The organism is Xanthobacter sp. 126, assembly GCF_000526175.1.
GTDB lineage: Bacteria > Pseudomonadota > Alphaproteobacteria > Rhizobiales > Xanthobacteraceae > Xanthobacter > Xanthobacter aminoxidans.
Genome location: NZ_JAFO01000001.1, coordinates 2,419,319 through 2,443,763, shown reverse-complemented (window position 1 = coordinate 2,443,763; position 24,445 = coordinate 2,419,319). Strand labels below are relative to the sequence as shown.

18 protein-coding genes are annotated in these 24,445 nt (G+C 64.8%); 7 read left to right on the top strand and 11 right to left on the bottom strand.

From position 1 onward, the window contains the following. Positions 1–36: 36 nt before the first annotated feature. The 10 genes from XAN126_RS0111635 to XAN126_RS0111585 form a co-directional block, all read right to left on the bottom strand. Positions 37–1,350, bottom strand: coding sequence for a hypothetical protein (locus XAN126_RS0111635; protein ID WP_155982291.1), 1,314 nt, complete (start codon positions 1,348–1,350; stop codon positions 37–39). Positions 1,351–1,433: 83 nt separating this feature from the next. Then, a complete protein-coding gene (locus tag XAN126_RS0111630; protein ID WP_024278765.1) occupies positions 1,434–2,447 on the bottom strand; it encodes a glycosyltransferase family 9 protein in 1,014 nt (337 codons plus the stop codon). Between the two features lie 209 nt (positions 2,448–2,656). Beyond that, complete coding sequence (locus XAN126_RS0111620) at positions 2,657–3,214, bottom strand: WcaF family extracellular polysaccharide biosynthesis acetyltransferase (RefSeq protein ID WP_245272246.1); 558 nt, start codon at positions 3,212–3,214, stop codon at positions 2,657–2,659. A 15-nt stretch (positions 3,215–3,229) separates the two neighbouring features. Continuing rightward, entirely contained in the window at positions 3,230–4,444 is a 1,215-nt protein-coding gene (locus XAN126_RS0111615; RefSeq protein ID WP_024278763.1) for a glycosyltransferase, read from the bottom strand. Between the two features lie 36 nt (positions 4,445–4,480). Further along, complete coding sequence (locus XAN126_RS0111610) at positions 4,481–6,301, bottom strand: heparinase II/III family protein (protein ID WP_081762616.1); 1,821 nt, start codon at positions 6,299–6,301, stop codon at positions 4,481–4,483. A 3-nt stretch (positions 6,302–6,304) separates the two neighbouring features. Further along, positions 6,305–8,485 carry a bi-domain-containing oxidoreductase gene (locus tag XAN126_RS0111605; RefSeq protein ID WP_024278761.1) on the bottom strand — a complete coding sequence of 727 codons (2,181 nt, stop codon included), beginning with the start codon at positions 8,483–8,485 and terminating at the stop codon, positions 6,305–6,307. Positions 8,486–8,590: 105 nt separating this feature from the next. Continuing rightward, a complete protein-coding gene (locus XAN126_RS0111600) occupies positions 8,591–9,949 on the bottom strand; it encodes a glycosyltransferase family 4 protein (RefSeq protein ID WP_197024028.1) in 1,359 nt (452 codons plus the stop codon). Further along, positions 9,946–11,214: a nucleotide sugar dehydrogenase gene (locus XAN126_RS0111595; RefSeq protein ID WP_024278759.1), complete on the bottom strand. Its 1,269-nt coding sequence runs from the start codon at positions 11,212–11,214 to the stop codon at positions 9,946–9,948. The genes XAN126_RS0111600 and XAN126_RS0111595 overlap by 4 nt, the downstream gene beginning before the upstream one ends. A gap of 380 nt (positions 11,215–11,594) precedes the next feature. Further along, positions 11,595–13,058: a D-glycero-beta-D-manno-heptose-7-phosphate kinase gene (gene rfaE1, locus XAN126_RS0111590; protein ID WP_024278758.1), complete on the bottom strand. Its 1,464-nt coding sequence runs from the start codon at positions 13,056–13,058 to the stop codon at positions 11,595–11,597. Between the two features lie 148 nt (positions 13,059–13,206). Continuing rightward, positions 13,207–14,916 (bottom strand): hypothetical protein, encoded by a 1,710-nt coding sequence (locus XAN126_RS0111585; protein ID WP_155982290.1) that lies wholly within the window; start codon positions 14,914–14,916, stop codon positions 13,207–13,209. 798 nt (positions 14,917–15,714) lie between these two features. Between XAN126_RS0111585 and XAN126_RS0111580 the strand changes: the two genes are divergently transcribed. Beyond that, complete coding sequence (locus XAN126_RS0111580; RefSeq protein WP_024278756.1) at positions 15,715–17,034, top strand: UDP-glucose/GDP-mannose dehydrogenase family protein; 1,320 nt, start codon at positions 15,715–15,717, stop codon at positions 17,032–17,034. A gap of 85 nt (positions 17,035–17,119) precedes the next feature. Continuing rightward, positions 17,120–18,574 carry a mannose-1-phosphate guanylyltransferase/mannose-6-phosphate isomerase gene (locus XAN126_RS0111575; RefSeq protein ID WP_024278755.1) on the top strand — a complete coding sequence of 485 codons (1,455 nt, stop codon included), beginning with the start codon at positions 17,120–17,122 and terminating at the stop codon, positions 18,572–18,574. Between the two features lie 35 nt (positions 18,575–18,609). Here XAN126_RS0111575 and XAN126_RS0111570 read toward each other — a convergent pair whose 3' ends face one another. After that, complete coding sequence (locus tag XAN126_RS0111570) at positions 18,610–19,755, bottom strand: AGE family epimerase/isomerase (RefSeq protein ID WP_245272245.1); 1,146 nt, start codon at positions 19,753–19,755, stop codon at positions 18,610–18,612. Between the two features lie 236 nt (positions 19,756–19,991). Here XAN126_RS0111570 and rfbC point away from each other — a divergent pair, with 236 nt between their 5' ends. The 5 genes from rfbC (at position 19,992) to XAN126_RS0111545 (ending at position 24,427) form a co-directional block, all read left to right on the top strand. Next, a complete protein-coding gene (rfbC, locus tag XAN126_RS0111565) occupies positions 19,992–20,576 on the top strand; it encodes a dTDP-4-dehydrorhamnose 3,5-epimerase (RefSeq protein WP_024278753.1) in 585 nt (194 codons plus the stop codon). Between the two features lie 4 nt (positions 20,577–20,580). After that, complete coding sequence (rfbB, locus tag XAN126_RS0111560) at positions 20,581–21,666, top strand: dTDP-glucose 4,6-dehydratase (protein ID WP_024278752.1); 1,086 nt, start codon at positions 20,581–20,583, stop codon at positions 21,664–21,666. Then, positions 21,663–22,625 (top strand): dTDP-4-dehydrorhamnose reductase, encoded by a 963-nt coding sequence (gene rfbD / locus XAN126_RS0111555; RefSeq protein ID WP_024278751.1) that lies wholly within the window; start codon positions 21,663–21,665, stop codon positions 22,623–22,625. The genes rfbB and rfbD overlap by 4 nt, the downstream gene beginning before the upstream one ends. Then, positions 22,622–23,494, top strand: coding sequence for a glucose-1-phosphate thymidylyltransferase RfbA (gene rfbA / locus XAN126_RS0111550; RefSeq protein WP_024278750.1), 873 nt, complete (start codon positions 22,622–22,624; stop codon positions 23,492–23,494). The genes rfbD and rfbA overlap by 4 nt, the downstream gene beginning before the upstream one ends. Before the next feature lie 159 nt (positions 23,495–23,653). Then, entirely contained in the window at positions 23,654–24,427 is a 774-nt protein-coding gene (locus tag XAN126_RS0111545; RefSeq protein ID WP_024278749.1) for a ferredoxin--NADP reductase, read from the top strand. Positions 24,428–24,445 lie beyond the last annotated feature (18 nt).

Genomic DNA, 24,445 nt, shown 5'->3' with positions numbered 1-24,445 from the left:
CGTCAAACCGAGAGGACTTGTGGCGCGAATACAGATCTAATCGTCGGGATGCGGGCGATGCAGCCTGAAAGGGTTCGCCCATACGATAATGTAGCCCAGCATGATGGCGTGCACGACCACGATGGCGGCCCCGACTGCACTGATGCCGCCAACTATGGCCAGCATGTAACAGGCGATGATCGCGACAATCGACAGCGCGCCGAACAAGTTCGAGACCTTCATGTGCCGGTTGATCGCGGCAATGGGTGTGAACAGCGCCGCCCAGGCCATCTCGGCCGCGACCGCCGCGATCATCAACCCGAAGAACGGTTGCTCGGCCGGAACCACGCCGTGCGTCCACAGCCGCATGATCCAATCGCCGAGAAGGGCGAGGCCCAGCGCGTAGACGACGATGCCGGCCGCCCCGATGATGAGATGCAGCTTCTCGAGGCGCAGAAACCCGTTCCAGTTCTGCGCGCCCCACAGCCGCGAATATTCCGGAGAGAAGGAGAAATTGATCAGGTTGGCCGCCGAGGTGCCCATCCGCGTGAGCGTCCTCGTGGTCGCGAAGGTGACGACCGCGACCGGCGTGGCCACCATGCCGAGGATGATGACAGGCCCTTGGATCATCACGGCATTCGACAGGGAAACCAGCATATAGCTGATCGACGGAGAGAACAGTCGGCGGACCTCGTTACGATCGGCCTGACGGTAGCTCAAGGGTAGAGCCGGAGCGATCCTGTTCAGCCAGAACGCCAGACAGGCCATGCAAACAAGACGGGCCGCAAGAGAGCCCGCTGCAGCCACGACCACATTCGACGAAAGGCTGGCGCCTACCACGATCGCCACCGCCTCCAGCAGCTTTCCCGTCGCACCCCACAGTACCTCGGCGGCGGGCCGGCCTGCGGCACGGACACCGGCGCAGTAAAGCAGGAAGAACTGGGTCGCGACGACGTTCACCATCAACAGGCTCAGCACGAGCCGCGCCTGCGACTGAGTGATGGGGCCGAGCGCGAAAATACTGTCGAGCGGTGCCAGCCATATCCCCATCCCCAGCACCGCGACCAGCGCGACGCCGACAAGGCTCAGCAGGGCGAAGACGCTGTGGTATGTGCGGAGCATGCCTTCGTGGCGGCCGGACACCGCCTGCATCACCATCTCGTTCTTGGCGATGAAGGTGAAGCCGAAATCGCTGAGCGTCAGATAGATCGGTATGGCGGCGAGAACCAGCCAGCCGCCGTAGCGATCCGCCCCCCAGAACGCGATGAGCAGCGGCACGCTCGCCAGTTGCACGCCAACGGTGACGAGCTGGCTGTAAGCCTGCGCGCCCATCGTGCTGCCGAGACGCCTTATGGAATAGGATTGAGCCATGGTTCGATGTCAGCCCGCCTGCAGGCATGCCCCCATGAGAAGTCGCCGGCCGATCGCGGACCGAAGCTGGAAGGCGTCCGACGTCATGCCGCACTCTCCCGGAGTGACAGAAGGTCATCGGCCGCGGCCAGCACGTCATCGACGGTAATGAACGTCACCCCGCGCATATCGTGCAGGGGGCGGTTGACGCCGATATAAGGGTGCCACTTCCGCGGCGGGTTGTTGTCCCCGAACAGCCCCACGCAGGGGACCCCCACCGCCGAGGCGAGATGCATCGGGCCGGAATCGTGACCGATGAAAAGGCAGGCCTCGCGCAGCGCCGCGGCTGACTGGCGTGGCTTGAGCCGGCCGCAGGCATTCACTGCGGAACCTGGCCATAGCCGGGCAATATCATCGAAACGCTGCTGGTCCTCGGCCGCACCCACGCCCAGCAGTCCGAGCCCCGGATGGGTAGCGGCAAGGCGTGGCATCATTGCCCGCCAGTTCTCCAGGCCCCAGTCGTTCTTTGCGAGCTTGCCGCCCATGTTGATGGCAAGGAACGGCCGCCCCCCCAAGGGCGCGATCATGCCATGACCGACCGCGACTTCCTCGTCGTCCAGCCACAAATTCCAGTTCGCCGGATCCTTGAGGTCAATCGGTCCAAGATCGGAGAGCAGACGTCCCAGACGCTCGACCTCCGGCTCCATCTCCCCTGTTCCTGCATCAATCCGCGAGGCCGCCACACTGTGGGACTCGGGCACACCGATGATCTTCGGGAAGCCGCACGCCTTGAGGAAAAGATAGTCGCGCCAGATGTTCACGTTGCTGCGCGCGGGCATCATGTAGATGACGGCATCGGCTTTCAGCGCGCGAAGCTGGCGCCAAAGGGCCATTAGAGCCGAAACATCACGTGTTCCGGCAGGATAGGCGATGGCGTCATGGACGAGCTTCTTGTTGCCGAGGACGACGAGCAGCGGCGCCGCTTGCGAAGAGACGGGGACATTGGTCAGCACGATGCGCTCGTGGTCAGGATAAAGCTCGGCGATCCTGTTGAAGAACGGAAGCGCGACGACGGTGTCGCCGAGGCTGCCCAACCGGTAGATTACAATCTTGCTCATCACCCCACCCCGGCAGTCTGTTCTCCAATTGCGCTCCGGAACGAGCCGGCGGCGCGCGCTCGAAAGCAGCCGTCAGCCTTCCGGCTCCCTCTCGATCCTGGCAATCGCCCTGGACGTGCGGCTCCCGGAAAGGAAGTGGAAGCGCACGCCCTCGCCACCATGGACGATGTTCGCAGCCGGTGGCCGGTCGCTCAGATCGCCTGTCGTCATCATCCGCGTCTCTTGCCGACCGGCCGCGCGGGTTGGCCCACCACGACCGTCTCGGCTTCCACATCGTGCAGGACCAACGAGCGCACGCCCACCACAGCCCCCCGGCCGATGGTCACGCCGGGCATGATGAAGGACTGGGACGCGACCCAAGCCTCGTCGCCGATCACGATCGGCTTCTCGAATATGTCGAATGTCGTGGTCCGTTGGTCATGCGAACCGGTGCAGAGATAGGAATCTTGGGAAATACACACGTTGTTGCCGATGATGATCGGGCCGAGGGAATACAGGTCCACCCGCTGGCCGACCCAGCAATATTCGCCGACCTCGAGCTTCCACGGATAAACGATGCGCACCGTCGGCTTGATCCGCGCCTTGCGGCCGATCTTGGCGCCAAACGCCCGCAGCAGCCAACGCCGCCATCCATAGAGCATGGCCGGCGAGTAACGGAAAAGCGTCGCCTCGACGATCCACCACAAGGCTACGACATAGCTCGGACGGCCGCGAAACCCGGGCGGGACCTTGAAGCGGGAAAGGTCTTGGATCGCGTATTCGCGCAAGGCATCAATCTCCTATCACGAAGGCCGGTTGGTTCGACGAGATGCGCTCGCTGCGTCCATAAGGGCGGCCTTGATGGCGATGCCGGCACGGCCGATTTCGAAGCGATCAAGGAAGGCCTGCCGCCCGCGCTGCCCCATCTCCGCCTTCTGCGCCGGCGACAGTTCGAGGAAGCGCCGCAGCAGCCGGGTGATGCCGGGGACGTCGTCCGTCTCGACCAGCCCGCCGCCTGAGGCATCGACTTCGCGCCATATGTTCACCTTGTCGGTGATCAGCACCGGCTTGCCCGCCGCCATGCCTTCCGCCACCACGACTCCGAAATTCTCCTGGTGCGAGGGCAGGACGAACGCCTCGGCATCGCGGAAGGCGCCCCACTTCACGTCACCCATCAGCATGCCGGGCCAGTGGATACGGCCGGACATTCCAACCCGTGCGGACTGCGCCTCGAGATCGGCCTGCCAGCCCACGCGATCCGGACCAGCGATGACGAGATCAAGGCCGGGATAGTCCTTGGCGATGGCGGCGAAGGCGTCGATCAGAAGATCGCAGCCCTTCTTGGGATGGATGCGGCTCAAGTAGAGCAGGTAGGGCCGGTCTCCGAGCGACGGCATGGCGGCGCGGAAGGCGGCGATCTGGGCCGCCGCGTCGCCGGGGACATCCGCCGTGCCGAAGCCGACCACCTTCTCCCTGACCTTGTAGGGGCGGAACGACTGCCGGGCGAGCACCTGCTCCTCCTCGGTCGTGAAAAGCACGGCATGGGCGCCGGACAGCAGGGGTCCCTCGCAGGCAAACCACATCGCCTGCTTGAAGGCGGTCTTGACCGGATAGGTCTTGTTGAACCACGGATCGAGCATGCCGTGGGAGAAGACCACATAAGGCAACCGCGAGCCGACCAGAGCCCGGCGCGCGCCCATGACCGAGTAGTTCCAAAGCCCCTCGACCACTGCGACGTCGTAATCGTCCTGGTGTGCACGCAGCCAAGGGACGAGGCTCGGCTCATAGCCATAGTGCCGCAGCGGGTCGAAGCGCCGCCAGCCGCTGCGATCGACCGGGCGACCGAGCGGATAGAGCGTGAGCGGGAAGGTCTTGACGAAAGGCGCCGCTGGATCGTCGAGGCTGACCACCTCTGTGATGATCCCGTCGTCGGCCAGTTGCCGGGCCTGCTGCAACAAGCCTTCGATGGGCCCCCCCCCGCCCGGATTGACCGACTTGATGATGCGCAGAACCTTCATGCCTCGCCGTCCCCCTCTGTCGATGTTGCGGTCGCCTCAGGTCGCGAGCGCCGGGCGCGCGGTCGATAAGGCCGATGTGAGGGTGGCGAGCAGTTGGTCGGCGTCGGAGGTCGGCGGCGCCCCGTCCGCTCCCCAGGAGAACCAAAGAACCAGAGGCCGGATGCTCCCGCCCGCCGACGGCGCATAGGAGAACCGAGTGCCCGGAAACGTTTCGCCGAAGCCCCGGCAGTAGCTGGCGACGTCCGCCCCTTCGGCCGTCCCCTTGAGCACCGACACATCGAGCCGCCTGCCGCTCCCGTTCGTCGCGACGACGTGGCCCGCCTCGCTCCCCGGCTTCCAGGCGTTGGTGAAAGTGAAGCTCGACCGCTCCGGCAGGCCGGCCGTTCCCTGCCAGACATCAGCCACCAGCAGCCCGCGCCCTGGATAGAGTCTGACAGCGCGCGCGACCTTCAGGCCTTGCGGCGCATACCCGTCCTGCCAGCCAGCGACGGCCAGGGCGTCGTCTGCGAGAGGCAACCGGTAAGCATAGCCGCGCCGCCCGACCCGGAACGAGCTCCAGAACTCGATGGGTTCCGCACCGACGAGGCATGGCCCGTTATGGCTCGCCGCCGATCGGGAAACGTTCCGGGCAACGCCCTCGCTGTAGGTCGGCACCCCTGGATCGACAATGGTGCGAACCCCGTCCACCGACAGCTCGAATGAGAGGAAATCGGCGTGGGCGTGGCCCGGATTGGCGTCCGGCCCGCACGGCCCGTAATCGAGTACGAGCCCGTCTCCTCCTTGGGCGAGGCGAGCGTAGCCCACTGCGGGGCGCTCGATCTTCACCGGCGAAGCGGGATGAGGCTCGATCGCCTCGGTCAGGTCGATGGCACGCGGTGCCTCGCCAAGCCAGCTGTCGTTGAAGAGAGCAACGTCACCGTCCGCATGGACGAAGACGTTCACCACCTTCTCCGCCGCCGCTGCCGTGCGCGCGACCGCCGTGGCACTCTCGCCTCTCAGGACACCGCTGTCCCGAAGGACCCGGAGGTCGAGAAGCGACAGCAGATGGTACATCGGCGCACGTTCCGCATGCCCGCCGTCGGACAGGAACTGCTGCGCGATCGACTGCGCGACCTCATCCAATGGGCCCTCGGCAAAGCGGCCGGGCGTGACCAGTGCCGTTTTCACCACGGCGAGGCACACGAAATTCTTGAAGAGGTGGTTGAACTGCAGGTCGCGTTCGAGATTGTCCAGCACGAAGGCCGCGCCCAGCCGGATTTCGGCCTCGACGGCAGCCTTGACGGCCGGGTCCACGCGCACCCCCGCGCTTTCGAGCAGCGACAGGCACGCGATCAGGTTGATGACACGATGGGACGCGGAATAGGGGTGCCACACGTCCCGGAACACACCGCGCGATGACCACGGATTCTGTGCGGTCATCGACGCGATGAGGCTGCCGATCACCGGCACAGCGGCCGCTCCATGGCGCTCAACGAAGGGCACCAGATAGCCCATGTAGGACAGGTTCATCCGCCACAGGCGGTTGTTCTTCTCGCCCAGCTCCCGACGCCACTCGACAACCGCGAGATCGCCAAAGTCGATCTCGCGGTTGAGGAGGGTGAAGCGTCCGTCCGCGATGCCGTCGAGAAAGGCACCGTGAACGGTCTGCTGCAGCTGACGCACATGCTCGATCGTCGCGCGCAGCCGCGCCGACGCGAAGTCGAACGGCCCGATCCGGGCGCTCTGCCGCGCAAAATAGGCAGAGGCCTGCGACGGGAGCGACTCCATCGCGACGAACTTTCCGCGACAGACGGGCCGCCAAGCCAGCTGCGACGCCGTAAGGTGCCGCAACGTCCGAAATGTGCGCGCGAAGCTCATCGATCAGTCGCCGTCACCGGTGAGGGTGGAGAGGTCGATCGGACGGCCGAGACGCAGCGAGTCGAGCACGGCAAGGGTCGCGGCGCTCGAGTCCACAAGCGACTGCTCGTCGACGGGAGCCTGGCCCGAGATCACGCCGGACACGAAGGCCGCGATCTGCGCGTTGTGACCCTTGTCCTGCGACATGGTCGTCTTCTTCGTGACCTGCTTTCCGTTGGCCACCACCAGCAGCTCGCGGAAATTGTCGATGCTGCAAACCGCGCCGCCCTTGTAGCACTCGATCAGCTCCTTGCTGAACGAGGTGTCACCCAGCGCCGTGTAGATGATCGTGGCGAGGCTGCCGTCGGCGAAAACCAGCGAAGTGCTGACATCCTCGCACAGGCCGCGGGCAGCGGTGCCGCTGGTCGCCGACACCTGCTCGATCGGCGAGCCGACCAGGAACATGGCGAGATCGATGAAGTGGCAAAGCTCGCCGAGGATGCGGCCGTTGCCCTCCTCCGCGTCGCGCTGCCAGCTTTCCGGCGGCAGCTGGCCCGCATTCACGCGGATCGAGACGACGGCCCGTCCCTGCTTCGACTTCATGAAGTTCTGCGCTTCGATGACATAAGGCGCAAACCTGCGGTTGAAGCCGACGGTGAAGAAGGCCGGCGAACTGGAGCGGGCCTCAACCACCGCTTCGAGCTCCTCATGGGTCAGGGCCAGCGGCTTCTCCACGAAGACGTTCTTGCCCGCCTTCAGGAACTTGGCGACCATGCTCGCATGCGTCGCATGCGGCGTGGTGATGACAACGGCGGAGGTGGCCGCGTCGTTCAGCAGGTCGTCGAGGTCCGTCGACGCCTTGGCGAAATCGAACCGGCCGGCGCTGCCTTCAGACGAGACGCCGCGCGAGGTGACGAGGGTCGACAGCTCGGCACGCTTGTCGTCCTTGAGCGCCGGCAGGATCATCGTCTTGCCGAAGCTGCCAGCGCCGACTGCGCCGATCACCGCCTTGCCGGCCGCCGCCTTGGGGGCGTCGTGCAGGACGAGCGCCCGCGTCGGGGCGGGATCGGTCGAGTCATATTTCAGCACCACGCCGAGATGCGGCTCGGTGCCATTCAGCACGAGATCGTAGGCCTTTTCGGATTCGGAAAAGGCGAAACGGTGCGAGATCAGCTGATCGACATCCAGCCGGCTCGACAGCGACGGCGACATCAGCCGGGCGCATTCGCGCAGGTTTTCATTCTCCGTCCAGCGCACATAGCCGAGCGGATATTTGACGTGCTTGTTCTCGTAGTCGCGGTCGTAGCGCCCTGGGCCGTAGGAGCGCGAGACGAGGATGCTCAGCTCCTTCTGCATATAGGGGCGATACGGGAACTCGGTGCCGGTGATGCCGACGAGGCAGACCTTGGCGCGATCGCGCGCGATGTCGGCCGCCGTCTGGAACGGCTCGGAGGTCTTGGTCGCGGCGGCGACCAGAACGGCATCGCAGCCAATGCCGCGCGTGACGTCGAGCACGCTTTCCACCGGGTCGCCGGCCGAGAGGTCGATCGTCATGTCGACGCCGAGGCTCTTGGCCAGGGCAAGGCGGCCCTTGTTGAAGTCGAGCACGATGACGCGGGCGCCGTGAAGCTTGGCGAACTGGGCGGCGAGCAGGCCGACAAGGCCGGCGCCGAGCACCGCGACGACGTCGCCGAGGACCGGCGAGATCAGGCGCACCGAATGAAGGGCAATGGAGGACAGGGTCGAGAAGCAGGCCTGCTCCGCAGTCACGTCCTCAGGCACCGGAACCACCAGGTTCTCGGGCACGACGTTATATTCGGCATGGTTGGCGATGGCGATGCCGGCGCAGGCGACCAGCTGGCCAACCTTGTAGACGCCCTCCAGGCCGGGGCCGACCTCGATCACCCGCCCCGCCGAGGAGTAGCCAAGCGGCAGGGGCTCGTCGAGACGCGCCGTCACCGACTTGAAGGTCGCCATCGGACCGTCGCGCCGAACCTTGTCGACCACCTTCTTGACGAGGTCGGGCCGGGCCCGGGCCTTTTCGATCATGCTGGACTGGGCGAAGCCGACCATCTGGCGTTCGGTGCCCGAGGAGATGAGTGACGCCTCGGTCCTGACCAACACCGAACGCGAAGACACGCCCGGCGCCGGCACATTCTTCAGGCGCAGCTTACCACCCTTGGCATTCTGAATGACCTGCTTCATTATTCAAGTCCCTGCCCTAAAATTGGACTGCAGCCGCAGTACAGCACCAAGCGGATACTGGAGCCTCCCCGCACATGGGGGAGATATTCATCACTCCGATCCGCATCATTCATCGAGAGCAGCGTAGAAATCGCGCTCCAGCTTGAGGTAGTGAGCTTCCCAAGTCCATTTGGCGAGCACGTGAGCCCGCGCGCGCTGGCCGAATGCTTCGGCAAGATTTGGGTTTGCCAGGAAGTCGAGAACCGCGCGGGCAAAATCTGCCGGCTCGTCCGCGACGACAAGGGTATCCGCCGGGGCGGCGACGCCTTCATTCGCCACCGAGGTCGCGACGATCGCCTTGCCGCTGGCCATGAACTCGATCAGCTTGTTCTGCATGCCGCCACCGGCCTGCATCGGGTTCACGCAGACCGAGGCCTCCGCCATGAGCACGGCGGGATCTGGCACGGTGCCCGTGACCGTCACGCCGGGCTGCCGGCCCAGCTCCAGCACGTCGCCCGTCGGCTCGCGCCCGACGATGGAGAAGGTCGCGTTGGGGCGTTCGGCGCGGATCAGCGGCCATACACGGTTCACGAACCACTGCGCCGCCTGCACATTGGTCGGCGTGCGCATCACGCCCGAAAACACCAGATGATCGGTCTTGATCGGAATGTCTGTGCGCGGCTTGAAACGGCTGACGTCGGTCCCATGGGCGCCGAACACGAAGTTGTCGAGCTCCGGGCGACCACGACGGCGGCAGGCCGCCTTGATCTCCTCGACGTCGCTCTTGCCGATCAGCACCGAGCGGCTGAAATGCCGCCAAATCCGAGCCTCATACCCTTCGACGAGCCGGCTTTCGACTTCATAGAAGAGCTTGTGCGCAAGATCAGGCGCATTCTTGGCGATGCGGCGGGCGTTGAGCGTCTGCGACAGCTGGAAGGCGAGGAAGGAGGCCGGACGGCCGGCACGCTGCGAGCGCGGCGTTCCTGGCAGATAGCCGAGGTCCTTCGTGATCTCCGCGCTGCGGAAATAGTAGGTGTACAGGATGTCGTACTTGTTGGTCGCGACCGCCTTGTGCACCGCCTCCTTCTGGCCGGCATGGGAGAACAGCCCGACCTGGAAGGGCGTCAGCCCCGTGACGACCCGCGTCAGCCCGCGAAGCGCCAACAGCTTGTCCAGCTTGAACGCTTCCGCGCGCCGCGTGTGCGAGGCGATCCACTGCCGGTCTTCCGGCGTCGTTTCACCCCCCGTGTCGATGTAGAAGAAATCGACTTCATGTCCGCGGGCGTGGAGGAAAGCCAGCAGATGGGCGACCGTCATCTGGTCGGCGCGCCGCATCGGTAGCGGCGTACGCCCGTAGACGACGCATATCCGAAGAGGCCGCTCGGCGCGTTCTACGTCCTGCTGGCGCGGGAACTTGGCTGCATTGACGTCGACGGGCGCCGGAGAGCCGGGGCCCGTCGATCCTGCGGCCTGAAGCGCGCTCATGGCAGGTGATCCAGGCTAATGACGCTACTGGACGTGAGGGCAAGCGACCCGGCACGGCCATTGGTGTCGATCACGCGGTCATATGAACCCGCTTCGGCCTCATCCTTCGAGACCAGAAGTGCGTCCATAGACGGCAGGTGCGTGAAGCCATAGCCGAGGTTCTGGCCGACCAGCTTCGCCGGTTCGAGCGTGTCGTCCCAGATCGAGAGCTTGAACCCGGCCTGCAGCAGCTTGCGCGCCAGATCGAGATTGGGGCTCTCACGCAGGTCGTCGGTATCCGCCTTGAAGGCAAGACCGACCATCAGCACCTTGGCCCCCTTCGCCAGGCCCTCAGATGCGTAGGAGAACAGGTAGTGCTTGTGCGCATCGTTCGACCGGATCACGTTGTCGATCACCGGAACCGCGACCCCGATATCAGCGGCGATGTACTGCAGGGCGCGCACGTCTTTCGGCAGGCAGGAGCCGCCGAAAGCACCACCCGGGCGCAGATAATAGGGCGAGATGTTCAGCTTCGTGTCGGAAACGAAGATCTCGTGGACCTTCGAGGCCTGGATGCCGAGATCAAGGCAGAGACGGCCGATCTCGTTGGCATATGACACCTTCAAGGCGTGGAATGTATTGTCGACGAACTTGGTGAACTCGGCCTCACGGAAGCCGGTGTAGAAGGTAGGCGCGTTCAGGCCCCCATTCAGCTTTTCCATATTCGCCGAAGGCTGGCCGTCCGCAGTGCCGATCACGATCTTCGGCGGCGCGAAGAAGTCTTTGATGGCAATGGATTCGCGCAGGAACTCGGGATTGTACACCAACTCCACATAGGCGCCTGGCTGCTCCAGCACCGCAGCGAAGATCGGCAGCACCAGTTCCTCGATCGTGCCGGGACGGACCGTGGAGCGATAAACGACGGTGAGCGGCGTGGCGCGCGGCCCGGCAGCTCCCAGGGCGTGAGCGATCTGTCGCGAAACTTCAGCGATGTAGCCCATGTTGTGCGAACCGTCCGGCGCACTGGGCGTGCCCACGCAGACGATCGCCATGTCAAAATCTTTGAGACCGCCCTGTATGGACTGGACCGCACTCAGCTGCCCGCTGCTGACCGCATCGGCGATCAGCTTGTCGAGGCCAGGTTCTGAAATAGGAGTTTTGCCGGCGTTGATTGCTTCAACTTTATTGGCACTGACATCGACACCAAGAACTCGATGGCCGCTATGCGTCAGGCATCCCGCAGCTGTTAAGCCTACATAGCCCAAACCATAAATTGCAATATTCATGATTTCTCGCCACCTATCAGTTAGGCACTTACAGCAGTTTCAGAATGACTGGATCGTCCAATCAGTCGCACATATCAATCGACAATGAAACGTAGTTCTGACGCATATATGACGGTGCGACCTTATGCTCTAAGCGGGTTTTGACCGTGGCTCCAACTCCTGAGAATTCGGAGCCATGACGCGCAGGACGACGAACATATTCTCTCCGGACGCGCGTGAGCGGAAAGTTCAACTTCTGCCAAACCCCTTGACATCCGAGTTCGCGAGGCTGACCCAGACGACTCGGGCATCCATCGCCTGCTGCTTGAGCCCATCGGCGACGTGCCGCCGGCGGGCGTGGTGCGGGATGGAGATTGAGCGGCAGCATAAGGACGCCCGCCTCAAGCACTGACGCCGTCGGTCATGCGGCTGATGACCGTGGTGGTGCTGCGCCCCGGAACAAGCTCGAAGCGCAGAACACGCCCGCCCCGCGCGAGCACGCTGTCGGCCCCGACGATCTCGGAGACCTGGTAGTCCGCCCCCTTCACCAGAACGTCCGGCTGAAGTTCCTCGATCAGTTCCTTCGGCGTGTCCTCATCGAAAACCACCACAAGATCGACTGCACCGAGGGCGGCAATCACCTGGGCACGATCCGTCTCACCGTTGACCGGGCGGGTCGGCCCCTTGAGCCGCTTCACCGAGGCATCCGAGTTCACCGCCACCACAAGCCGATCGCAATTGGCCCGGGAGAATTCGATGATGCCCACGTGCCCCACATGGACGATATCGAAGCAGCCGTTGGTGAAGCCCACCGCCAGCCCGTGGCGCTGCCAGGCTTCGACCTGCGCCGCCGCATCCTTGCGCGAGACCACCTTCAAAGCCGAGGGATTACCCTCGGTCACGCTCTGCCGGTCCAGCTCAGCCAAAAGCTCATCGCGGGAGACCGTGGCCGTGCCGCGCTTGGCCACCACCACGCCGGCGGCCGCATTGGCGATATAGGCTGCTTCCTGCAGATCGCCGCCGGAGCCGACCACCAGCGACAAGGCCGCGATCACGGTATCGCCGGCACCGACCACGTCGGCCACCTCTCGGGCGGCGGTGGGGATGTGGACCGGATCGGCCGTGCGCTGCACCAGCGTCATGCCCTTTTCCGATCGGGTCACAAGCACGGCGCCAATGTTGGTGTTGTCCAGAACCTTGCGGGCTGCCGCCACGACCGAAGCATCGTCGTCGCCCTGGATTCCCGTCGCCAGATAGGTCTCGTTCAGGTTGGGCGTCACCACGCTCGCCCCGTCATAGCGGGCGAGATCGGAACTCTTGGGGTCAACGATCACGGGCGCCCCGCGCCTGGCCGCGAGTTCCACCACACGGCGGATCACGCCCGGGGTCAGCACGCCCTTGGCATAGTCCGAGAGAACGACCACGTCGTGCTCCGGCAGCGCGGCGGCGATCCGGGCGACCAGTTCCTCCTCCACGTCCGGCACGACGGGCGAGCTGTCCTCGCTGTCCGAGCGCAGCATGTGCTGCCCCTGGGCCACAAAACGGATCTTCTCAGTGGTCGGCCGCTGCGCCACCTCCACGAAGGCGGTCGCGACGCCCACGGTCTCATCGAGGATGCGCTTGAGTTCGGCGCCGCAGGCGTCCGTCCCGATGACGCCCACAAGCGTGCACCGGCCGCCGAGGGAGGCGATGTTCCGCGCGACGTTGGCAGAGCCGCCGGCAATGGTGGTGCTGCCCGTCACAGAAAGGACCGGCACCGGGCTTTCCGGCGAGATGCGGCGCGCCGCGCCCATCACGAAGCGGTCGAGCATGACGTCTCCGACGCAGAGCACACGCACGCGCTCGAAGTGATCGATAACCGACATCTCGCCTCCTCACGGCGATTAGAACCTTTGCCAAACCTTCATCCCGCCCCCCCCCCACTGGGGAAGGCAGGGCAGATCTTCCTGCGCCGGGACGACGCGGCCCGATCCGCTCGACCCCTCGGCCGCCCCCCCAATATCGCCCCCCTCGTCAGAGGAGCCTTGAGCGCCGCAGACCCTGCTGGCCAAGCTCAGCGCCGTGTCCAGGACCAGAACGAGGACCCAAGCCCGAGTGGGGGCCAGGGGCGGAACCAGGCCCAGAGGCTTGCCCTCGCCCAGGCCCGGAATTTGGCCCGGGAGATACATCCCCCACGGAAGAGGGGAGAAACTTGATCAAGACGTTCACGCCCCACAGAAACGCCAGGATGATGGGCATCTGCCGGCTGAACGTGGCAAACAGAGACGCAAGATCTCCCTCGACCGTGAGCAGCATGACGGACGTTAGGAAGAGCCCCGTCACGTTGTGCTTGAGGGGGCCGCATAGCTTGTCCAGCAACCAGAACATCAGCCAGATGAAGGGGCCGGTCAGCAGGAGGGCACCGACGATACCTCCCACTGCGATCGAGCTGGTGACGATCCCCATCACCGGCCGGCCAATGATCGGCTCCTTGCGATAGCCATAATACCAGGCGATGCGATCCACGCTGGCCACCACCGTCTTTTCGCCGACAAGGAATGACGGCAACAGATTGCCGAGATCCTGGAAGGCGTCATACGCATCCATGGCCCCCAGGCTCTCCCAACCGGTCACAACAACGTTGATCGGCTGGATCATCGCAAAGCGGTCATAGTTTCCCGTTTGCGGAAAGAAGTAGTTGTACGCCGGGTTCTTCGACACGCCGATGTCTGCCAGGGTCAAAGACAACTGCTCCTGGAGCGTGAATGGATTGTAGTCCGCCTTGGCGAGAACATCCTCTGCGAGTTCGATTCGGTCCATGACCGGCATCGTCTTCGCCTGACCTCGGGTGATGTGGATCGCCGGAGAGACATAGAAGATGAGCAGGAACGCAAGGAGCCCGCCACCGATCGCCTCCCGCCACAGGTTGATCCGGTTCGCATTCACGACGACGACGACGATCACCGCGGCGAAGTTCATCAGAAACGACTGTTTCACGTTTCCCGCGATGCCGAGCGCGAGAATAACGAGAAGCATCAGAGCGAGCCGGCCGATGCCCCGCGACGAGCGTCCATTCTTGTCAAAGACCAGTGAAGCCTCACAGACCACGGCAAACGTCGTCACGAAAGCAAAAGTGCCGAACATGCCGATGCCACCTTCCGTAGCGGCAGACGACACTTCGGCCACCGGCCTCAGCAGCACATGAAGCGTTTCGAACACGATACCGATGGGGAAGAAAACCAGCGAGCACCACTCAAGCGTCTTTTTGTGATTGAGGTTTTGCTCGAATTGGTAGGTCAGCTTGAAGCGCGTCTGCCCACGCGCGAGCAGATAGCCAATCGTGATCGAGGCAAAACCCAGGAAGAGCGCAAGGCTCGTATTGAGCGGGCTTGTGAGATTCTCGTCTACGGGCTGCGCGAGCACGGTCTTAACGACCAGACTGAAAAGCCCATAATAGATCACGAAAAGAAAATAGATCACATCCGGCGCGCGGATCACCTTTCTCTCGAACACGAGAACAGCGCACGCTGACACGACATAAAGGCACGCAAGGACAACGAGGTCCGCTTCCATCAAAAGCTGAATCACCGCGACAAGCGTGATCGCCAGCAGATAGAGCTTTGATATAGCCTTAGTCATTGCGCAGCTTTCGTAGCGGCAACCGACCCAACGATGCCCTGCGCGCGTCGATTCCACGACGCTGGCAAGCAAGGCGCGCGCCAGCATCATAGACGGATGCGCCATCAAGATCACACGGAGCGGTTAGGCACACCAATCCAGTTCCCATCGTGTTGCAACCAATGGCAGACGCGGCGGCGCGAGGCTGCCGGCACGTCACGAAGGAATGGAAGTCTGGACCGCCCTGAGCGCGAGCCGACCTCACCGCACCGGGAGCTTCGAGATATTGTACAGCCGCCGTACAGCGGAGCGTACTTTCACTAGGTTGAACCGCTGCTGCATGCACGCTAAGGAAGTCGAGATGACCCGCGTCAGTGCCGAAGGACGGATCGGCATCTGAGAACCCCCCCGTCATCATGCGTTGCCCCGCAAGGTTTTAGTAGCGCTCACAGGCGCTTCGAGGCAGCTGTCTCAGCGCCACGTCGCCCCCAACATGCCGTCCGCCTATTGTTCAATGCAATACAAAATGCGGCGGCATTTTGCAATGCAAAATCGCCCTCTGGACGCGCCGCGAGGCCGGGCCGACATGCCCCTGAATGCGAGCCCGCGCCATCAAACGAAATCGATGATTGACCCACGGCGAGAGGGACTTCTTTTTGCAAAATGCAGCGGAATTTCGTGCTGCAGTTCAGGGTTAGGCATTTGCTGTCCGGGCATTCGTAAGCGCGGCGCGGCACGCTCATCCACCGAACCCGGTGTGCGGTCACATACCCTTCCGCACGATGCGTGCGCCAATCTGGCCACCGCATTCCGACGCGAATGACGCGCCGCAAAAACGTCATTGAGAATTCACAGCGATGCCCCTAAGCAGCAGCCTGAGGCGCCGCGGTTCTGGTTAGCGAAATCCTGGTCGGGAAATTTATCATGCGTATCGCGATGATCGGAGCGGGATATGTCGGCCTGGTCTCAGGTGCGTGCTTCGCCGATTTCGGCCATACTGTTACGTGCGTCGACACGCATGCCGGCAAGATCGAAGCCCTCAAGCAGGGCGAGATTCCGATCTATGAGCCCGGCCTCGCCGAGCTTGTCGCGAACAATGTGAAGGCCGAGCGCCTCTATTTCACGACCAGCCTCGCCGAAGGAGTCAAGGACGCCGATGCCGTCTTCATCGCGGTCGGCACGCCCTCTCGCCGCGGCGACGGCCATGCCGACCTGTCCTATGTCTATCAGGCCGCGCGTGACATCGCCGGCGCCATCGGCCGCTACACGGTCGTGGTGACCAAATCCACCGTTCCGGTGGGCACGGGCGACGAGGTGGAGCGCATCATCCGCGAGACGCGCCCGGAAGCGGAATTCGCCGTCGTCTCCAACCCGGAGTTCCTGCGCGAGGGTGCGGCCATCACCGACTTCAAGCGCCCCGATCGCATCCTGGTGGGCACCGAGGATGAGCGCGCCCGCCATGTGATGACCGAACTCTACCGTCCGCTCTTCCTGAACCAGTCGCCGCTGCTCTTCACCTCGCGCCGCACCGCTGAGCTGACCAAGTATGCGGCCAACGCCTTCCTCGCCACCAAGATCACTTTCATCAATGAAATCGCCGACCTGTGCGAGCAGGTGGGCGGCAATGTGCAGGACGTGGCTCGAGGCATCGGCCTCGACAATCGCATCGGCTCGAAATTCCTGCATGCCGGTCCGGGCTACGGCGGGTCGTGCTTCCCGAAGGACACCCTCGCCCTCATGAAGACGGCGCAGGACTATGGCACCCCCGTCCGCATCGTCGAGACCGTGGTGGCGGTGAACGACCAGCGCAAGCGCGCCATGGCCCGCAAGGTCACCGAGGCGCTCGGCGGGTCGGTGCGCGGCAAGACCATCGGCGTGCTGGGCCTCACCTTCAAGCCCAACACCGACGACATGCGCGATGCCCCCTCCATCGCCATCATCACCGCCCTCCAGGACGGCGGCGGCATCATCAAGGCGCATGATCCCGAGGGCATCGAGCAGGCCAAGCTCGTCCTCGACAACGTCACCTATGTGGACAATCCCTATCTGGCGGCTGAGGGCGCCGATGCTCTGGTGATCGTCACCGAGTGGGATGCTTTCCGCGCGCTCGACCTGAAGCGGATCCACGGCATGATGGCGCAGCCGGTGGTGATCGACCTGCGCAACATCTATCGCCCGGACGAGATGGAAGCCCTCGGCTTTCGCTATTCCAGCGTCGGCCGGCGCAGCCTCGCCGACGCCTGAGCAGCATTGCCGCCCGGGCGCACTCTTTGTGCACCGAGCGGCCGCGTTGCGGTAAACTGCCTCGATTCAACGCCAGGCGCCTTCCATGACAAGCCAAACTCAGACCGAGACCCACCCCGCCGCCGGAAAGATCATTCCGGTCGTTCTGGCTGGAGGATCGGGAACGCGTCTGTGGCCGCTCTCGCGCAACAGCCTGCCCAAGCAGTTCCTGCCGCTCGCTTCGGAAAGGACGCTGTATCAGGACACGCTGCTGCGGTCGGCACCCGACGATGTGTTCGGTCCGCCCGTGGTGGTGGCCAATGAGGAGTTTCGCTTCTTTGCGCAGCGCCAGGCTCGCCAGATCGGCATCGATGCCACCGTCATGCTCGAGCCTGCCCGGCGCGACAGCGCCCCTGCCCTTCTCGCGGCGGCCCGCCATGTGGCTGACACCTACGGTCCCGAGACGCTGGTGCTCGCGCTCGCCTCAGACCATGTGGTGCAGGACAAGGCGGCCTTCCGGGAGGCCGTTCAGCTGGGTGCGAAGATCGCACGCCCCGGCCGCATTGTGACGTTCGGCATCTCACCCACGGAGCCGCGCACCAGCTACGGCTATATCCGGCTGGGCACCGAGCTTGACCCCCTCGGCGCGTATGAGGTGGATTCCTTCGTCGAGAAGCCGGATCGCGCGACCGCAGAGCTTTACGTCCAGGCTGGCTACCTCTGGAACTCGGGCAATTTCCTCTTTCCCGCCGGTCTCCTTCTGGAGGAGGCCGAACGCTATGAGCCGGCCATCTCGGCGGCCGTCACCTCCGCCGTGGCAAACGCCAAGGTGGATCTCGTCGGCTTCCTCAGGCTCGATCCGGCGGCCTTCAAGTCGTCCCCGGCCAAGTCCATCGACTTCGCCGTGATGGAGCGCACGCGCCTTGCGGCGGTGGTGCGCGGCAGCTTCGGATGGTCGGACGTGGGCGCGTGGGACGCGCTGCACGAGATTGGCGCGCAGGACCAGAATGGCAATGTGACGGTCGGCTCCGTCCAGTTGCTGGACACCTCCCATTCCTACGTCCGTTCGGATGGCCCGCTGGTGACAACCATCGGGATCGACGGCCTGTCCGTGATCGCGACCGACGACGCCGTGCTGGTCATGCCGTCCAACCGCAGCCAGGACGTCAAGCACCTCGTCAATCTGCTGAAGACGCACAACCCCCGGGAGGTCGACGAGCACCTCACCGTTCACCGGCCGTGGGGCACGCTGGAGAGTGTGTGCGAAGGCGAACGCTTCCAGGTGAAGAAGATCGTGGTCGAGCCCGGCGGCGTGCTCTCGCTTCAGAAGCACTACCACCGGTCCGAGCATTGGATCGTGGTGCACGGCACGGCCGAGGTCACGCTGGAGGATCGCACCTTCATCGTGCACGAGAACGAATCCACCTACCTGCCCATCGGCACCGTCCATCGCCTCAAGAACCCGGGCAAGATTCCGCTGGAACTCATCGAGGTCCAGACCGGCTCCTATCTCGGCGACGACGACATCACCCGCTTCGAGGACATCTACCAGCGCGCTTAGGCGCGCTGGTCCCGAGGAGCGGCGAGAGGGGTAGCCTAGGCGAGGCCGCCGGCCTTCAGCAGAACCACGAAGGCCGAGAGGATGTGGTAGAAGGACGAGGCGGGCGCCGCCTCTTCCAGGAAGGCGCCATCGGCCAGCCACTGGTCCCGCCACAGGCCGGCCACGGGCACGTCCAGATAGACTTTCAGAACCTCGAACGCCTCGCGCGCATCGGCAACGAAGGCCTCCCGCGCCTGCGCATCTGAGGTCGCCGCCGCAAACACCAGCGCGGTCCGCAGGCGCTCCGTCTGCGCCCACAGGCGGGCGCGCGGGTCCGTCGGCGTTCCCGCCGCATCCACGGCGAAGATCGCCGCGCGGCGATCCGGGGCGATGCCGAAGCGGGTACCGAAGGCATAGAGCCGATCCGCAGCAGCACGGTGATCCACGCCCAGCAGATCGCCCGCATGGCGGAACAGATAGGCCCACTCGAATTGGTGCCCCGGCTCACGCACTGCGCCCTGAGCGCCTTCCGCGAAGTTCCAGTCCCCATCGTAATATTCGCCGATGGCGCCGGTCTGCGGGTCCAGGAGGCGCGTCGCGCCGAGTTCGACGATCGCACGCGCGACACCTTCGAAGGGCTCGGTGATGCCCTCCGCGACCCACGCGAGTTGGGCCTCCAGAAGGTGCATGTGCGGATTGGAGCGCAGCGGGAGGACACGGGGCGTCGCCTCCTCGAAGCCAATCATCGGGTGCGCGCGCTGCGCCGTCAGTTCGGCCTGCAGCGAGCGGGCTGCCGTGAGCAGGTCCGAGTCTCCGATCCCAGCCGCACGGGCATGGGCGAGGGCGAACAGCACGAAGGCCTGATCATAGAGGTCGACGGTCTCGTCGAGGGGCGAACCATCCGGCGTCACGAGGCAGCGATAGAGCCCGTCCGCGCGCCGGTAATGGCTCATGAAGAAGGTGAGGCCATGCTCTGCTGCCTCGCGCCACGGCCCCTGCCAGCCCAGCCGTCCGCCTTCGATGAAGGCGTAGGTCTGTCGGGTCTGAACCCTGAGGCGGCGCGGCGCGATGACCGGCTTTCCATCAAGCGCGATCTTCTCGTAGAAGCCGCCCGCCGGGTCCGCCCCCACCTGCCACCAGAGCGGCAGTGCGGCATCGAACAGCCATTCACGCGCCCAGCGAGCTTCGGCCTCAAGCATCATCGCGATTCCCCAATGTCCGCAGTGGCTGATCTTGACGCCCCGATCCATACGTCGCCATTTCTGCCCTTATCGCACTGCAGCGACAAATTGTATCTCCTCGTGCCCCACGGGGCGGAGGAACGGGGCCGTGGCCTTGTGTTCTCATGGCCCGGCCCTTGTGCTAGAGCACGCGCCAATGCGGCTTTGTCGCGAGGCGAGCCCGATTCCATCCGGTCCTTGGAAAGGTGGATACGCTTGTGACGGCATTCCTCCCGCTTGGCCTGCCCGACGTCATTCTCGTCCAGCCGCGCCGCTTCGGCGATGCGCGCGGCTATTTCTGCGAGACCTATGTGAAGCCCGTATATGCGGCGAACGGGATCAGCGCGGATTTCGTGCAGGACAACGAGTCCCTGTCGGCGCAGGTCGGCACCATCCGCGGGCTGCACATGCAGGCTCCCCCCTTCGCCCAGGCGAAGCTGGTGCGGGTGCTCTCCGGTGCCATCTACGACGTGGCGGTGGACGTGCGGAAGGGCTCTCCCACCTACGGCCGCTGGGCCGGTGCACGCCTCACGGCCGAGGGCGGCGAACAGCTCTACATACCTCAGGGTTTTGCCCACGGCTTTTGCACCCTCGCGCCGGACACGCGCGTCGCCTATAAGGTGGACGCGGTCTATGACCGGGCGAGCGAATGCGGGATCATCTGGGACGATCCCGACCTCGCCATCGATTGGACCCTGGGTGACGGCGAGAAGATCCTCTCGGACAAGGATCGCGTCTTGCCGCGCCTCAAGGATTTCGACAGCCCGTTCGCCTATCAGGGGACGGCGGCGAACGAAAGGTAGCTTCATGCGGGTGCTGGTGACGGGTGGCGCGGGCTTCATCGGCTCGGCGGTGGTGCGACACCTTGTGGGGCTCGGGCACGACGTCCTGACCTTCGACAAGCTGACCTATGCCGGCAACCTCGCTTCCCTCGCGCCGGTGGCGGAGAATTCGCGCTACGCCTTCGTGCAGGCCGACATCTGCGATGCCGGTGCCGTGCGTGCCGCGCTGGAGGGTTTCAAGCCCGACCTCGTGATGCACCTCGCCGCGGAGTCCCATGTGGACCGCTCCATCGACGGGCCGGGTGACTTCATCTCTACCAACGTGGTGGGCACCTACACCATGCTGCAGGAGGCCCTGCGCTACTGGCGGACGCTGCCGGGACCGCAGAAGGAGGCCTTCCGCTTCCACCACATCTCCACCGACGAGGTGTTCGGCAGCCTCGGCGCAGAGGGGCTGTTCCGTGAGGACACCCCCTACCAGCCCAACTCCCCCTACTCCGCCTCCAAGGCGGCCTCCGACCATCTGGTCCGGGCCTGGTTCCACACCTATGGCCTACCGGCGGTGATGTCGAACTGCTCGAACAATTACGGGCCGTACCACTTCCCCGAGAAGCTCATTCCCCTCGTCACTCTGAACGCGCTGGAAGGCGCGGATCTACCCGTCTACGGCACGGGCGAGAACGTGCGGGACTGGCTGTTCGTGGAGGACCACGCTGAGGCCCTGTTCCTCATCGCCACCAAGGGCCGTCCGGGCGAGAGCTACAATGTGGGCGGCGCCTGCGAGCGGCGGAACATCGACGTGGTGCGCACCATCTGCGCCATTCTCGACGATCTGGTGCCCGACGCCGCCATCGGCAAGCGCGAGGGGCTGATCCGTTTCGTTACCGACCGACCCGGCCATGATGCCCGCTACGCCATCGACTTCTCCAAGCTGAAGGCGGAGCTCGGCTGGTCGCCGCGGGAGACGTTCGAGACGGGTCTCGAAAAGACCATCCGCTGGTATCTCGCCAACCGTCCGTGGTGGGAGCCGCTGCGCCAGCGCTATCAGGGCCAGCGGCTGGGGCTGGACAAGGCAACGGTGGCCGGCACGAAACTGGGGCTCGCATCTTGACGCGCATTCTTCTGTTCGGTGCCGGGGGGCAGCTGGGACGCGAAACCGTCGCGCTGGCCGGTGAGCGGGGGATAGATCTTATCGCCCTCGGCCATGCCGACCTCGACATTTCCGATCCGGTCGCCGTCGCCCGCGCGCTGGAGGCAGCGCGCCCCGATGCGCTCATCAATGCCGCGGCCTACACCGCCGTGGACAAGGCCGAGAGCGAGCCGGACCTCGCCGCCCGCATCAACGCCTTCGCGCCCGGCCTCATCGCCGAGCGGTGCGCCCGCTATCGCACGCCCTTCATCCATGTCTCCACGGACTACGTGTTCGACGGCACCAAGCGCGGCGCCTATGTGGAGGCGGACCCGGTGGCGCCGCTTGGTGTCTACGGCCGCACCAAGGCGGCCGGCGAGGCGGCGGTGCGCGCCGCGCACGAACGCCATGTGATCGTGCGCACCTCGTGGGTCTACGGCGCCCACGGCAACAATTTCCTGAAAACCATGCTGCGCCTCGCCGGCGAGCGCGACCAGTTGCGGGTCGTGGCCGACCAGCGCGGCTGCCCCACCGCCACGCGCGACCTTGCCGAGGCGGTGCTCGCCGCGGCGCTTGCGGCCGCCCAGGGCGATGCCCGCTGGGGCACCTACCATTTCGCCGGACGCGGCGTGACCACCTGGCACGGCTTCGCCAGCGCCATCGTGGCGGCGGCCGAACCCCACACCGGCCGCAAGCCGGAGGTGACCCCCATCACCACGGTCGATTATCCGACGCCCGCCAGCCGCCCGAAGAATTCGGAACTGGCCAGCGACCTGTTCGAGCGCACCTTTGGCGTGCGTGCCGCCCCGTGGGAGCAGCGTGCCCGCGAGGTGGTAGACGCGCTTCTCGTCAAGCCCTCCCAGCCGGCGGCTTCGGAGCCTGAGAAGGTGGCCGCCCTCTCATCCGCAATTCCCGCGCCGCAATCCGAGGAAGCATCGTGAAGGGCATCATTCTGGCCGGCGGTTCCGGCACCCGGCTTCATCCCATCACGCTCGTCGTCTCCAAGCAGTTGCTGCCGGTCTACGACAAGCCGATGATCTATTATCCCCTCTGCACGCTGATGATGGCGGGCATCCGGGACATCCTGATCATCACCACGCCGCATGATGCCGCGCTGTTCCAGGCGCTGCTGAAGGACGGCAGCCAGTTCGGCATCAACCTCACCTATGCGGTGCAGGAGCATCCGCGCGGCCTCGCCGACGCGTTCATCGTCGGCCGCGAGTTCGTGGGCAACGACCGCGTGGCCCTGGTCCTCGGCGACAACCTCTTCTTCGGCCATGGCCTGCCCGAATTGCTGGCGGATGCGGCGCGGCGGGAGACGGGGGCCACGGTGTTCGGCTATCCGGTCCAGGACCCCGAGCGCTATGGCGTGGCGGAAATGGACGCTTCCGGCAAGGTTCTGTCGCTGGAGGAGAAGCCGAAGGTTCCGAAATCGAACCTCGCGGTGACCGGCCTCTATTTCTACGACAACCGGGTGGTCGATATCGCCGCGAACCTCGCGCCCTCCCCGCGCGGCGAGATCGAGATCACCGACGTCAACAAGGCCTATCTCGAACTCGGCGAGCTGCGCGTGGCCATGATGGGCCGAGGCTTTGCCTGGCTCGACACCGGCACGCCGGATTCCCTCGTGGAGGCCGCCCAGTTCGTCCAGATCCTGGAAAAGCGGCAGGGCCTGCGCATCTCCTCCCCCGAGGAAGTAGCCTACCGCGCCGGCTTCATCGACCGGGCCGGTCTGGAGGCGCGGGCGCACGACCTCGCCAAATCAAGCTACGGCCAGTATCTGGCGCGCGTGGCCGCCGGCACCGCCTGACCAGGGGACGGGTGGGTTGAGGGCCCGCGCGGCCTGCGGACACCCGCCGCACTTTTGAAGCGCGGCCGCATCCTGTAGGGTGGGGGCTGTCTTCCCTTGAGCTTTGCGGGGTTCTCGCCGTTCCGGCGCGCCGCCCTTTGTCGAGACCGGACTTTCGAGATGAGCAATTTCAACGAAGAGACCGTCACCAGCGTCCACCACTGGACCGACAACCTCTTCTCCTTCACCTGCACCCGCGATCCCGGCCTCCGCTTCCTCAACGGCCAGTTCACGATGATCGGCCTTCGGGTGGACGGCAAGCCGCTGCTGCGCGCCTATTCCATGGCGAGCGCAAACTACGAGGAAGAGCTGCAGTTCTTCTCCATCAAGGTGCAGAACGGCCCCCTCACCTCCCGCCTCCAGCACCTCAAGGTGGGCGACAAGATCCTCGTCGGCCGCAAGCCCACCGGCACGCTGGTGCAGGATAGCCTGCTGCCCGGCAAGCGCCTCTATCTCCTCTCCACCGGCACCGGCCTCGCGCCCTTCCTGTCGGTGGTGAAGGACCCGGAGGCCTATGACCGGTTCGAGAAGGTCATCCTCATCCACGGCACCCGCACGGTGGCCGAGTTGGCCTATGACGAGTATCTGACCAAGACCCTGCCCGACGACGAGATCCTCGGCGAGGAAGTCAAGGCGAAGCTCGTCTACTACCCGACCGTGACCCGCGAACCTTTCCGCAATCAGGGCCGCATCACGGACCTTATCACCTCGGGCAAGCTGTTCTCCGACCTCGGCATGCCGGTCATGTCGCCTGAGGAAGACCGCCTGATGCTCTGCGGCAGCCCGCAGATGCTGAAGGATGTGGTGGACCTTCTGGAATCGCGCGGCTTTGCCGAGGGCAGCCAGTCGGCGCCCGGCCACTACGTCATCGAGAAGGCGTTCGTGGAGCGCTGAGCCGGCGTATCAACCGAT